14 protein-coding genes are annotated in these 13,635 nt (G+C 31.9%); 5 read left to right on the top strand and 9 right to left on the bottom strand.

Features of this window, described 5'->3' with window-relative positions; translation table 11 throughout:
* Positions 1 to 4: 4 nt before the first annotated feature.
* Genes J418_RS0104360 through J418_RS0104350 form a run of 3 tightly spaced genes read left to right on the top strand, consistent with a single transcriptional unit; the run spans position 5 to position 2,744 of the window.
* Positions 5 to 655, top strand: coding sequence for a hypothetical protein (locus J418_RS0104360; RefSeq protein WP_017894873.1), 651 nt, complete (start codon positions 5 to 7; stop codon positions 653 to 655).
* Entirely contained in the window at positions 655 to 1,857 is a 1,203-nt protein-coding gene (locus tag J418_RS0104355; protein ID WP_017894872.1) for a hypothetical protein, read from the top strand. The genes J418_RS0104360 and J418_RS0104355 overlap by 1 nt, the downstream gene beginning before the upstream one ends.
* A complete protein-coding gene (locus J418_RS0104350; RefSeq protein WP_017894871.1) occupies positions 1,857 to 2,744 on the top strand; it encodes a hypothetical protein in 888 nt (295 codons plus the stop codon). Before J418_RS0104355 ends, J418_RS0104350 begins: the two co-directional genes overlap by 1 nt.
* 39 nt (positions 2,745 to 2,783) lie before the next feature.
* Here the strand turns inward: J418_RS0104350 and J418_RS0104345 are convergent, their stop codons facing one another.
* The 5 genes from J418_RS0104345 to J418_RS0104325 all read right to left on the bottom strand — a co-directional run bounded on the left by J418_RS0104345 (position 2,784) and on the right by J418_RS0104325 (position 7,238).
* Positions 2,784 to 3,641 carry a DNA-methyltransferase gene (locus J418_RS0104345; protein ID WP_017894870.1) on the bottom strand — a complete coding sequence of 286 codons (858 nt, stop codon included), beginning with the start codon at positions 3,639 to 3,641 and terminating at the stop codon, positions 2,784 to 2,786.
* On the bottom strand, positions 3,631 to 4,719 hold the full coding sequence (locus tag J418_RS0104340) for a DNA adenine methylase (RefSeq protein ID WP_017894869.1): 1,089 nt from the start codon (positions 4,717 to 4,719) through the stop codon (positions 3,631 to 3,633). The genes J418_RS0104345 and J418_RS0104340 overlap by 11 nt, the downstream gene beginning before the upstream one ends.
* On the bottom strand, positions 4,688 to 4,909 hold the full coding sequence (locus J418_RS0104335) for a hypothetical protein (RefSeq protein ID WP_017894868.1): 222 nt from the start codon (positions 4,907 to 4,909) through the stop codon (positions 4,688 to 4,690). The genes J418_RS0104340 and J418_RS0104335 overlap by 32 nt, the downstream gene beginning before the upstream one ends.
* A gap of 290 nt (positions 4,910 to 5,199) precedes the next feature.
* The gene (gene rlmD, locus J418_RS0104330) at positions 5,200 to 6,561 is read right to left on the bottom strand and encodes a 23S rRNA (uracil(1939)-C(5))-methyltransferase RlmD (RefSeq protein WP_017894867.1); all 1,362 of its coding nucleotides are present in this window, start codon (positions 6,559 to 6,561) and stop codon (positions 5,200 to 5,202) included.
* A gap of 26 nt (positions 6,562 to 6,587) precedes the next feature.
* Positions 6,588 to 7,238 (bottom strand): hypothetical protein, encoded by a 651-nt coding sequence (locus J418_RS0104325; RefSeq protein WP_017894866.1) that lies wholly within the window; start codon positions 7,236 to 7,238, stop codon positions 6,588 to 6,590.
* A gap of 230 nt (positions 7,239 to 7,468) precedes the next feature.
* On the opposite strand from J418_RS0104325, the gene J418_RS0104320 reads away from it, so the two are divergent.
* Positions 7,469 to 9,283, top strand: a complete 1,815-nt coding sequence (locus J418_RS0104320) for an LTA synthase family protein (RefSeq protein WP_017894865.1) — start codon at positions 7,469 to 7,471, stop codon at positions 9,281 to 9,283.
* Positions 9,284 to 9,297: 14 nt separating this feature from the next.
* Positions 9,298 to 10,050, top strand: a complete 753-nt coding sequence (locus J418_RS0104315) for a sulfite exporter TauE/SafE family protein (protein WP_017894864.1) — start codon at positions 9,298 to 9,300, stop codon at positions 10,048 to 10,050.
* A 23-nt stretch (positions 10,051 to 10,073) separates the two neighbouring features.
* Here J418_RS0104315 and ribH read toward each other — a convergent pair whose 3' ends face one another.
* The 4 genes from ribH to ribD all read right to left on the bottom strand — a co-directional run bounded on the left by ribH (position 10,074) and on the right by ribD (position 13,630).
* Positions 10,074 to 10,538 carry a 6,7-dimethyl-8-ribityllumazine synthase gene (ribH, locus tag J418_RS0104310; RefSeq protein ID WP_017752467.1) on the bottom strand — a complete coding sequence of 155 codons (465 nt, stop codon included), beginning with the start codon at positions 10,536 to 10,538 and terminating at the stop codon, positions 10,074 to 10,076.
* A gap of 31 nt (positions 10,539 to 10,569) precedes the next feature.
* Entirely contained in the window at positions 10,570 to 11,769 is a 1,200-nt protein-coding gene (locus tag J418_RS0104305) for a bifunctional 3,4-dihydroxy-2-butanone-4-phosphate synthase/GTP cyclohydrolase II (protein ID WP_017752466.1), read from the bottom strand.
* 26 nt (positions 11,770 to 11,795) lie between these two features.
* Positions 11,796 to 12,449: a riboflavin synthase gene (ribE, locus tag J418_RS0104300; RefSeq protein WP_017894863.1), complete on the bottom strand. Its 654-nt coding sequence runs from the start codon at positions 12,447 to 12,449 to the stop codon at positions 11,796 to 11,798.
* 65 nt (positions 12,450 to 12,514) lie between these two features.
* A complete protein-coding gene (ribD, locus tag J418_RS0104295; RefSeq protein ID WP_017752464.1) occupies positions 12,515 to 13,630 on the bottom strand; it encodes a bifunctional diaminohydroxyphosphoribosylaminopyrimidine deaminase/5-amino-6-(5-phosphoribosylamino)uracil reductase RibD in 1,116 nt (371 codons plus the stop codon).
* Positions 13,631 to 13,635 lie beyond the last annotated feature (5 nt).

Below are 13,635 nucleotides of genomic sequence, written 5' to 3'. Positions count from 1 at the left end.
CAAATTGTCAAAAGAAATGATATCAATGGATAAAAATTTTTGTATCGGTTGTCCTGAAGTAAAAGATATACCTAAATGTATTATTCAAAATATACCTAGCAATAGTTACATAGAAGATATTATCACAAATTCAAAGTTAAAATGCTCCGAATATTTTGTCTGTCACAAGTTCGCTCAGAGCTTTGAAAACCATAAACTTGTTGTTTTAACAGCATGCGATGAATGTGGATTATGCCAAATTGCATGTTGCAAAAAAAATCCAGCATCAGTTACTAGTTTGTTTACTAAAAAATTAGAAGATGTCCTTTTCCGTGACCTAGGAAAAGCAAGCATTCTATTTCAATCTTTGATTCCGTCTGCAATTGTAGCATCTGAAGTACAAGTCAAAGGGAATTTTCGAACGAAACGTATTGATTTAGTAATCTTTTTAAATGACACGGCTTACCTTATAAAGTTGATAAAAAACTTAGATAAGATACCGTTTTATTCTCGTTCATATGGTGAAGTGATTGATACATATAAGGAAATTTACCCTAATATAAACTTTATTTATGGGAATTTAATTCCAGCTTCTAAACTGAGAATCAAGTTACCTTTTGATGCTCAAGTATACAATTTAGAACAATTATATCTTAAAGTAGGAGGTAATCTCTAATGGCATTATTACTAAATAGAAAATATGGTAGTCGTCTTGAATGCCTTTATTACATTTTGACATCATGCTACAAAAAGTATGGCGTTACAAAAGAGTTTAATCTTAAAAATTTAAAATTTGATCCAAATGATGTATACAATGTTCATAACTATTGTAACCTCTTGAAAAATATTGTTGGTAGGCAATGTTGCCCCTATTTAATCAATCCCCTCAATTTATCCAAATGTTATGCTACTCAGTCTGTTGCTAGTGATTCTACAAAATCAAAAGCTGTAAGCGATATTGGCGGTTCACTTGAAGCTCTTGGCTTTATTTCCCGTAATAAAAGAAAATATAAAATTTCTTCAGAGGGTGAAAAGTGGGTTAATAGCGATTTTTATTCATCTGAATGGGAAGATATCGCAAGAAAAGGTGTGTTATCATATGGGGTTACAATTGGACTCCTAAATAAAATAGCAAAACTACCTATAAACTTTTCCTATTCAGGCATTTATTTAAGCTATCCTCATACTACAGAAATAGTAAAATATATTGATAGTTCTGGTAATACAGTATATATTGATATTTCCACAGATAGCCAACGTGATAGTAATACGCGAACCATGTCTCGATTAATTGGCTGGTGCGTCACTGTAGGACTAATTGAGCCCCAAGACGTTTCTACTAACGATTCGCCGCTTGCTCATATAAAATATAGAGATTTCGTAAATTCCGAAATACTTACCGTACGTAATTATAAAAAAACTGATCATTATATAAATCTTTTCAACTCAAAACCCTATGTTAGCAATCCACTTTCTTATTCGAGATTACACAAAAATGTCGCTTCTTTAAGAGAAAATGGAGGCGAAGATTTAAGAAATGCTACACTGGAATATAACAATAATATATTAAATAGACGTTTTGTTTTTGTATACACATTAAACTACTATAGTAAATTAAATAAAGCTCTAGACTTTGAAAAGCTCGTAACTGCAATGAGTAAATACTCAGATGAATTTTTTTCAGAGGATAATGATCCTACTACTCTAATGGAATCCGAAAGTGATATCGCTGATATTGCAGGAATACCATTTGATATAGATGATCATGGTATGTTAATTCCTAAAACAACTATTAATGATGATATCCTTAGTGAAGATGCACCCAAGGAATCAATAGCATTGGCTAAAAAAGTAATAAAAGAAATGGAGGCTAACTAATGATATATAAATTTAGAAAATACAAAGATATTGATTTTTTTGTCAAAAATATCCCAAAAACTAAGAGGGATGAGGAATATACAATTGTCTATAAATGTAATGGATTAGATTTTTCAAAATCTAATCCATTTACACAAAAATGCTTTGGTTGTCTTTTCTGCATTTTTGATAATGATGAGGTGTTTAAATCTTTTAAAGAATTTTGGGGAGATGACTTCATTAATAAGTATTCAAATGAATCGTTCCAGGGAAATCCTATTCCTATGCCAAATGCAAAAAAAGCCTTAAAAAATCCAATCAAAAACCTTGAAGAATTTACCGGAGTAGACGAAACTTCAAATATACAACCCTGGACTTCAGGTATAGTTAATCACATGTGTTCCTCTTTTAATCGAGTAGGTATGGAAATCCCAGTTTTTAATAACGATTATGACCGCAATGGCCGGTTGGATGTATGTTCTATGACTTCAGATAAGTTGATTGCAATTGAAACAAAAATTTCCTTAGATGATGCATTAAAAGATGAACGATTTATTGAACAAAATTATAAATACACAACAGAAATTGAAAAATCAATAAAAAACTATAATTATATTACACTCTTCGGCGGTAAAGAGACTGATTTATACCCCGCCACTAGCCCATACTGTACCGGAAAAATCGGCTCAAAATCTAAACGCTTTTATGATATTGTTACTACAAATAACATCAAGTTCATCTCTGCAAACGCCCTTTGGTGCTTATGTTGCCGCTACCTTGAACGCGGTAATAAATATTCTTGGGATATCTTTTTGAGTCAACTATTCTCCGATTTAAATTGCATAGGATTATTATCTGCTGGAAAAGTCGTAAGTAATAACGAAATCATTTCCATAGAGTCCTTTTAAATAAATAGGATTGCCAAGTATTGAATGGTACTGACAATCCTATTTATTATCTTGTTTTTCCTCTTCAACAAGCATATCTGAAAGCGACATTTGCTGACAAGCATTCTTTGTTCTTTCTAACTTTACCTCAATAAGCTGTTTATATTCAGGATTTATTTCATATCCTATAGCATTTCTACCTAATTCTAATGCCGCCTCTGCTGTTGTACCAGTTCCCATAAATGGATCTAATACAGTATCTCCATAAAAACTGTACAATTTGATTAACCTATGTGGAAGTTCTTTCGGGAATGGAGCTGGATGTCCTTCAGACTTTGCCTTTGCCGGTTGCATTTCCCAAAATGAATCAACTGCCCAATCGGCCCATTCCTTATGTGTTAACTTTGACTTTTCTTTAATTTGTTCACTTACTTTATCACGTTTCCCCTTTTTGCAAAATACAATAATCCATTCATATGGAAATGTTGAAAAAATATTAGTCGGATATGGATAACTTCCAAAAGAGCTAAATCTTACAATCTTTCTTTTATCCCAAATATAGAGGGCTAACGTGAACATTTTACCTGTTGAATCCATGAACTTTTCAATATCTGAAATTACTGTATGTGTAACCCTTCTATTAAAAGTGGTTGCTTTCCCAGATTCAAACAAAGGCATTATATTTATACATAACTTTCCATCTGGTCCCAGGACTCTTATGCATTCTTTCCAAACTTCATTTAAATCATTAATATAATCTTCATATGATTGGTTTAGGCCAATCTGGCCTTCATTATCATAATCTTTTAAATCGCCATATGGAGGACTTGTAATAATTAATTGTACACTTCCATCCGCAACTTCTTTCATATTTCTACTATCACCTATGTATATATCAGCTTTTGGTTTAAAATTCATGTTTTACTATTTCTCCTTTATATTTATCCCAAACAACAATTTGCTCTTTTCTCTTAGTCTTATTTAAAACATCAAATACTTGACTTGAGCTACCGCTATAACTTCGTTCTTCAATATATGAAGCCTCTCTTATATTTCTAAAAAAGTCTCCGCCGTTAATAACTTCACCTTTAACCCTTTTATCACCAACTACAAATATAATTAACGCATTCTCAGTTGTAACTTTCTCTAATTCTTCAATAACAGCTCTCATACTAGTTTCATATGTATCAACGTATTGAATCAGATTTTTCTTTATCTCTACCCTATCTATCTCAAAAATTTCATACACAAGCTTTCCATAATATGCAGTATAGTCCAATCCATCAAAATATGGTGGGCTTGTAAAAACAAAATCAATACTATGTGATTCTATCATTTCTGATAATTTTCTACTATCACCATGAATAATTTTAGCAGCTTCGCAATCAAGGGTATTAAAATATTTAGAATGTTTCTTTGTCTTTGATAACATCTTCTCAAAGAAATCAATATAGCGTTTTGGTTCAATATTTTTTCCTACTGTACTTGAAGTCCAAACATAGCCATTACAGCCTCTTGCAGCGAGTGCAATTGCACCAAAAAATACACCTTTAAGGTAATCGTTCATTGACTCATAGTAGTTTTTCATACACATGATTTCTGCAGCTGTCTGTTCATGAAAAGATTTTAAAGGCCCTTCAGACATTTTTTCGTAATTTTTAGAGTCGTAATCTTTCTTAGCCATTTCAATCAATTTCTTACATTCTTCAACACTACTTCCTACTTCTTTATGTACTTTTGCTTTAGCTAACTGAACCGCAAGTGGATTGTTATCAACACCTATAGCCTTCAAGCCATGCTTTTGTCCCTCATACACTATAGTTCCTGAACCACAAAACGGATCCAAAATTGTTCCTTTTGATGGTAACTGTTTAATAATATTCTGCGCATCTATAGCTGAAATTTTTCCTCTGTATGGATAAATTCCATGCATTGAATTTGGATTATTAACACTGTCTATCTTTTCAAAATGTATAATTGGATTCATTTCTCTCATCTCTACCTCCGTCCTGGTTTTTATTCGATATACGTAAAATTATTTCTTTTGTTTTTAGATCAACATAAACATCAAATAATGTTTCACCCTTCTTAACATCAAGATTAGTAAGTACCTGCTTAGGCAAACGTATACGCATATCTTTTTGAAGAACGTAAGTATCTAAATAAATATACTTTTCATTTGGCATTTTTGAACTCCTTAATCGATCTAATTTTAGACTGATTTTAGCATTTTTTTAGTCTAATGTCAACATTCACATGATAATAACATAATAATATTGTTTCGCATCTATCCTATCTCCACAACCCTATGAAGTTATCTAATCTATCTCCTCCACCTCTCACACATTTTTACGGTCGACTTGTTTCCCCAATAAATAAAAATAAAGATTTTGGAGGTTAAAAGTATCTGCCCAGCAACTGGAAGAAAACCTTCCAAACTCAAAAATCCTTTATTTATCAGTGCTTTAAGTAATCCTTATTTCTCCACCCTCGACATCAATACCACGCACTCCACATGCCCCGTATGTGGGAACATATCCATAAGCTCTACCTTGTCAACCTTATATCCATAATACTTGAGAGCCTCCAAATCCTTTACCAGTGTCTTTGGATTACAGGAAACATACACTATTGACTTTGCACCAAAATCTATAACATGCTTTAATGCCTTTGGATGGACTCCAGGTCTTGGAGGATCGAGTATTATAACATCTGGTTTATCTACCAGTGTCTCTACAACTTTCGCTACATCACCAGCAATAAACTCACAATTTTCAATCCCATTTAGTTTGGCATTTTCACTGGCAGCCTTTACTGCATCTTCAATGAGCTCAACACCTACTACCTTATTTGCATCGGATGCTACTATTTGTCCTATAGTTCCAGTTCCACAATACAGATCAAATACTGTTTTAGATGATACATCTCCAAGAAATTCTTTTACTATACTGTAGAGCTTTTCTGCTCCTCTTGAATTAGTCTGAAAAAAAGCTCCTGGTGATATTTTAAATTTAAGTCCTAAAATTTCTTCTATTATATAATCTCTTCCATAGAGTACATTTAACTTTTCTATTTTAACTATATCTGAAATAGCATCATTTAAAGTATGAAGTATTCCAACCAATTTGCCTTCAAAACTCAAATTCAAAAGTTTTTCTTTAAATTCCCGCAGGTCAAAATCTATTTGTGATGTGGTAACCAGATTTACGAGAATTTCTCCCGTATTCTTTGCCTTCCTTATAACCAGATTTCTCAAGTATCCTTTTCTACTCTTTACCTTATAATAAGGAAGCTCTTTTCCACGAAAATATTCCACTACAGCATTTAGTATCATTCTAAAATCATCATCTACCAATTTGCATTGTTCTACGTTTACAATTCCAAAGCTTTTCCCCTTTATATGCATGCCAAGATTTAGAGGTCCAGCTTTTTCCGCATCTCCAAATGTAAACTCCATTTTATTTCTATATTCAAATTGCTCCGGTGCCTTTTCTATACCTGAAAATTCAAATTCAGCTATACCTGTTCTTTTAAATAGATCCATAACCTCTTTCTCTTTCAATTCCAGCTGAAGATCATGGGGTATAAACTGTGAATTGCATCCTCCACATAGTTCAAAATGGGGACATGGCACTTCTATTGCACAATCCATATTTTCCAAAATTTTTATAGATTTTGCCTCCAGATGGTCTCTCTTTTTCTTGGTAAGCCTTGCCAGAACTTTTTGGCCTGGAAAGGTATTCTTTATAAACACCTCTTTCCCATCTAACTGTGCTATACCTGTAGAAGGAAAAGAAGCATACTCTATATCAAATTCATGTACACTTCCAATTTTCAATTTTCTGTTTCCTCTCTTATGTTATTCTATTTACTGAATTTTTCTCCTAAAGTAGCTCTAAATTTGGTTTTGCTCATTACAAATGGATAAAGTATCAAAACTATGATAAATACTATTATAAACATAGATTTCATATCCGCAATATAGTATCCAGCTGCAAGTCTTAAAATAAGGTCAATCAGATACACTATTGCTATAGACACAACACCTGTAACTATAGTATCTATAATTGACCACTTTAATCTTTTATTAAAAAATCCAGATTTATTTTGATCCATATCTTGACTATCCACTTTACTTATTTTAGAAAAGTCATCTTTTTTTACAGTGCTTTCTTTTTTTTCATTCTTCTGATTTTGAGGGATATCTTTAATTTTATCTTTTTCTTTTTTCTGTTGTTTAGTAATATTATTTACCGCTTGTTTTTTAACTTGTTGTTTCTTGTTTTCTTCCTTTTTTGTTTCTTCCTTCTTAACTTCTTGCTTTTTAACTTCTTGCTTTTTAACTTCCTCTTTATTATCTTCTGACTGCTTTTCCTCTTCTATCTTTGCCTTTTTGGTTTCTTCAAGTTTTTTCTTTTCTTTTAAGTTTTTGTTTTTCAATTCTTCAAAGAACTGTTTTTTAGCTTCTTTTTCATCTATTATAATCTTATCCTTATTTTCACTATCCTCTGCCATAATATACCTCCTAATAGTTATTTTATCCAATTCTATATGAAATATGAATTTATCATAGTAAAAAGTTCTATACCACATATATTATGCTACACTAGAACATTTATGTAAATAGATATGAAGAAATCCTTTCATTTTATTAACAATTCATTTACAACTGTATATATAAGACTTATAATCTATATCATGTATATTTTGTAATTTAAATTGATATTATATTTTGGAGGATATATATGAGAAGCTTTATAGATGTAATTATTTTTATTATAATACTGCCATGTAAATTATTAATATATGCTCATCAGATAAATTCAAACTCTTTCTCTGTCAAATCCCTTTTAATGCCTATAATTGCTTCAGTACTTGTTTTCCTAGCTATAGGACTTTTGTTAAAAGCAGCTCATCGTTTTAAGTTTCTATATATATGCAATTTAATAATAAGCATTTTAATCATATGTGACTTGAATTATTTCAGATATTTTAAGGATATAATATCAATTCCAGTAATTATAAACAGTGTGGAATTAGGGGCAGTTGGTTCCAGTGTAAAAAGTTTGATTAAATACAGTGATTTTTTATATTTAGCAGACTTGGCAATAATTCCGTTTATAAACAGATACATGAACAATACAAAAAAGATAAGCAAATTTCCATCTGTAATTTTATTGATTATATGCGTTTTAATAAATTTCAAATACTTTTATAAATTGTCCAGAGAACAGCCAAGACTTTTAACAACTATGTACAATAAAGTGTATATAACAAACTCTTTAGGTGTTTTAAACTATCATTATATAGACATATACAATACAGCATACAACAGGATAAACAGACTGGCACCTATTTCAAAAAATAAAATATCTGATATACAGAATTTTATAAACAACAATAAAGCTTCTGAGAAAAATTTTCATGGAAGCTATGAAGGTAAAAATTTAATCATGATACAAGTTGAAGCTCTACAGGGCTTTGTTATAAACAGTTCTATTAATGGAAGAGAAATAACTCCAAATCTAAATAAGTTAATAAAAAGCTCTGAATACTTTGACAATTTTTATTATCAAGTTGCTGCAGGAGGAACTTCTGATGCAGAATTCATGACCAATAATTCACTATATCCAGCTCAATCGGGTGCAGTATATTTTTTATACTCTGGAAATACATTTGACTCCATGCCAAAAGCTTTCTATAATAAGGGATATGACACTGCTGCACTTCACGGATTCAGAGAAAATTTCTGGAATAGGGACGTAATGTATAAAAATTTTGACTTTAAACACTTCTATGGTGAAAAAAGTTTTAAAAAAGATGAAATTATAGGACTTGGCTTAAGCGACAGATCATTTTTAAATCAATCCATAGATAAATTAGATAATTTAAAAAGTCCATTTTATGCTTTTTTAATTACATTAAGCAGTCATTTTCCCTATGATGATGTAAACCAATATGGTAATTTTGACGTTGGCAATTTAGAAGATACTCTTATGGGAAATTACATAAAATCCATACATTATACAGATGAACAACTTGGAATGTTCTTGGATAAATTAAACAAAAGTGGGCTATTAAATAATTCTGTAATTGTACTTTATGGAGACCATTATGCAATCCCTAAAAATAAAGAGAATTTATTTTTAAAATTTTATAACAAGAGTTCAATTTCAGATGTCGACTGGATAAAGCTGCAGAAAGTTCCACTTATAATTCACTTTCCTGATGGTGCATTAAAGGGAATAAATCATACAAACTCAGGTGAAATGGATATTTACCCAACCATGGCAAATCTATTCAATCTACCTCAAAAATATATGATGGGAAAAGATTTATTCAATAGCACTCAAGGAAAAATAATTTACAGAAATGGTTCTTTTATAGATGGAAACTATTATTATATGTCAGAAAACAACACCTATTACAACATGAAAACAGGCTCTAAAATTCCTGAAACCAAAACACTGTTGGAGAAAAGGCAGTCTGTACTCGATGAACTTGAGTACTCGGACAGTATATTAAAACACAATCTTATTAAAAAATTAGACGAAAAATAAAGGATGATTATTACATGACAACATTAGTCTTTTTATGTGCAGCTGGTTTCATTGCAGCTTTTGTAGATTCTATTGCAGGAGGCGGCGGTATAATAAGTCTGCCGGCTTTCATATTCGCAGGTATACCACCTCATCTAGCCCTTGGAACAAACAAATTCTCTTCATCCTGTGCATCATTTACAAGTTCATTAAAATTTGCAAGGTCAGGGAAAGTTGATTTTAAAATATTAAAATTTTTAGTACCATTTACTCTTATAGGTGCAGCGGCAGGAGCCAGAACAGTCCTTAGTATAAATGCCAAATATTTAAACTCCATAGTACTTATACTCCTTCTTATAGTAAGCATATACAGTTTATTTTCAAAAAATGTAGGTTTAAAGGATAATTTCAAATCCACTACTAGAAAAACATTGTTTATTGGGATGCTATTTGCTGCTGCCTTAGGTTTTTATGATGGTTTTCTTGGACCTGGGACAGGCTCTTTTTTAATATTTGGACTTATATCCATATATAAATTTGATTTCCTACGCTCTGCTGGTAATGCAAAATTTCTAAACTTTATAAGTAATATAACCGCTCTTATTGTATTTATAGTAAACAGACAGATTGATTATAAACTTGGAATACCTGTAGCAATTTGTATGATTATAGGCGCAAGATTTGGTACCAAATTAGCACTTGTAAAAGGTTCAAAAATTATAAAGCCAATATTTATAACAGTATCATTATGCCTTGCTGTAAAAATAGTCTATGGAATTATATACTAGTATAATTCCATAGACTTTATAATTTAATCCAATTGTTTAATTAAATTTGCCATTTCAATGGCAGCCATAGCTCCATCATAGCCTTTATTTCCTGACTTAGTTCCTGCTCTTTCTATAGCTTGTTCTATATTATCAGTAGTAAGAACACTAAATATAACCGGCATATTTGCTTCAAGTGAAACACTTGCTACACCTTTTGAAACTTCATTTGATACATAGTCAAAGTGAGGGGTGGCACCTCTTATTACTGCTCCAAGACAAATAACTGCATCATATTTTCCTGATAGAGCCATTTTCTTTGAAATCAAAGGTATCTCAAATGCTCCTGGAACCCAGCTGATATTTATATTTTCATCATCTGCTCCATGACGCCTTAGGCAGTCAAGTGCCCCTTCAAGTAATTTACCACTTATAAATTCATTAAATCTTGCAATTACTATTCCAATCTTTAAATTCTCTGCAGTTAACTTTCCTTCATAAGTTTTCATGTATAAATCCTCCATTTTTATATTTTAGCTTCTATAATTTCAATAGATGCCCCATTTTTTCTTTTTTGGTTTCCATGTATTTATGATTTTCTTTTGAACAATTCATTTCAATAGGTACTCTTTCAACTATCTGGAGACCATAATCTGAAAGTCCCTCTATCTTTTTAGGATTATTAGTTAAAAGTCTCATTTTTCTTATACCAATATCCTGAAGTATCTGAGCGCCTATATAATATTCCCTCATGTCTGCTGGAAAACCAAGAGCTAAATTTGCTTCTACAGTATCCATTCCACCGTCTTGAAGATTGTAAGCTTTTATTTTATTCAAAATTCCTATTCCCCTGCCTTCCTGATTCATATATAGGAGAACTCCCTTACCTTCTTTTTCAATTTGTTTTAGGGAAGCTTTAAGCTGATCACCGCAATCGCATCTAAGCGAATGGAATACATCGCCTGTAAGACATTCTGAATGTACTCTTACAAGAGTATTTTCATTTTCAAAATTTTCACCTTTTACAAGGCACACATGCTGTTCACCATTCAATATGTTCTCATAACCTATTATTTTAAATTCTCCAAATTCAGTTGGGAGTTTGGCTGAAGCAACTCTCTTCACCAGTTTTTCATGTTTTTTTCTATATGCTATTAAGTCCACTATAGTAATTATCTTTATATCATGCTCCTTTGAAAAGTCCATCAAGTCGTCTCTTCTCGCCATAGTTCCATCATCTTTTATTATTTCACATATTGCAGCCGCACCTTTAAAGCCTGAAAGTTTAGCCAAGTCAACTGAAGCTTCAGTATGACCAGTTCTATCAAATACTCCATTTTTCTTTGCTATTAAAGGGAATACATGTCCAGGTCTTCTAAAATCATCACTGCAATCTGATGAAGCAATCATATTAATAGTATGAGCTCTTTCAAATGCTGATATTCCAGTTGTAGTATCTTTATAATCTACACTTACTGTAAATGCAGTTTCATGGTTGTCTGTATTCTTTTCAACCATAGGATTCAACCCAAGTTTTACTGCTATTTCTTCTTCAACTGGAGCACACAAAAGTCCTTTTGCATATTTGATCATGAAGTTAATATTTTCTCCAGTTGCATTTTCAGCAGGTATAACCAGGTCTCCTTCATTTTCCCTTCCCTCGTCATCTACAACTATAACCATTTTCCCATTTTTAATATCCTCTATTGCATCCTCTATAGGACTAAATTTATAACTCATGTTTTTTCCTCCCTCAAAATATTATTTTACATAAACCCATATTTAGTTAACATATTTGAATCTATATTTGATTTATTCTTGACTTGTTCATTTGAATTTGAGATCATCTTTTCAACAAATTTACCTATCAAATCACATTCTATATTTATTACATCCCCTACTTTTTTATAATGTAAAATGGTTTCTCCTTTAGTGTGTGGAATCAAAGATACGCTAAAACTCTTTTCACTTAAATCTGCTACAGTAAGACTAACCCCATCTAATGCCACTGATCCTTTTAATACTATATACTTCAATAAATCAGATGAAGTTTCAATTTCAAGCCATGTGGATATGTCTTCATCATGTATGTTGACTATACTTCCAGTTCCATCTATATGGCCGCTCACTATATGTCCTCCAAGTCTATCCCCTATTCTAAGCGCTCTTTCAAGATTTACCATACTCCCCATTTTTGCATTTCCAAGATTGCTCATCCTAAGAGTTTCTGCCATTACATCTACTGTAAAGCAATCTTCTTTAAAATCTATTGCAGTAACACAAGTTCCATTTACAGCAATGCTGTCACCTAATTTTGCATCATCCAGCACTTTTTCAGCTTTTATGGTAATCTGTGAGGAATTTGTCCCCTTTGATATTTTCAGAACTTTACCAATTTCCTCTACTAAGCCAGTAAACAAAATCATTACCCCCCTTTTTATAAATAATAAATAACAAATATCAAATAACAAATATCAAATAACAATTACTGTTGCTTGTCTATATAAGCTTTAATCATAATATCCTGCCCAATATTTTCTACAGTCACTTCTTTCACTTTTACAGACTCATTTAATTCTTCAAATCCATCACCTTCTACAGATGTTTTAGCATTTCTTCCTCCAATTAATTTTGGTGCTATAAAATAAAATACCTTGTCCACAACTTGACACTGCAATGCTGAAAAATTTAAACTTCCTCCACCTTCCAGAAGTATACTATCTATACCATGCTCGCCTAATTTTCTGATAAGATATTTCAAGTCAACCCTTCCATATCCATCTTTGGAACATATAAGTACATTTACACCCATACTCAACAACTGCTTTGATTTTTCCCTATCGAAATCCTCGGTACATGCAACTATAATTTCCCTATCTTTTATAGTAGTAAATATTTTAGAAGCAACTGGAATTCTAAGCTTGGAATCTACAATTACAGCTTTTGGACTCTTGCAATTTTCCTTTAGTCTTGTAGTTAAAAGTGGATTATCTGCAATTACTGTGCCTATTCCAACCATAATTGCCATAACTCTGTTTCTTATCTCATGAACTTTCAACCTGGACTCTTCTCCAGTTATCCACTTCGACTTTCCTGCTGAAGTAGCTATTTTTCCGTCCAAACTAACTGCAGATTTCAAAATTACAAATGGTGTCTTGTTGATTATATAATTTATAAATATTTCATTCATCTTGATAACCTTGTCAGCCATAACTCCTGTTACAACTTCAACATTTGCATCCTTCAGAATTTTTACTCCTTTGCCGGATACTAAAGGATTAGGGTCTATTGCTCCTATTACAACCCTCTTTATACCTGCTTTTACTATAGCTTTTGCACAAGGGGGAGTTTTTCCATAGTGGGAACATGGCTCTAAAGTTACATATATGTCTGCACCTTTTGCCTTTTCCCCTGCCTCTTTTAATGCATAAACTTCAGCATGAGGTCCTCCAAAAAATTTATGATAGCCAGCTCCTATAATCTCACCATTATTTACGACTACAGCTCCAACAAGTGGATTGGGATTTACAAATCCACTGCCTCTTGAAGCTAGTTTAAGTGCTATTTTCATATAGTGCTCATCCATTTCTTTATTTTCCATTAAAT

Origin of the sequence: Clostridium tyrobutyricum DSM 2637 = ATCC 25755 = JCM 11008, from assembly GCF_000359585.1 — a bacterium.
Taxonomy (GTDB): Bacteria; Bacillota; Clostridia; order Clostridiales; family Clostridiaceae; genus Clostridium_B; species Clostridium_B tyrobutyricum.
This window is presented reverse-complemented; position numbering and strand designations above follow the sequence as displayed.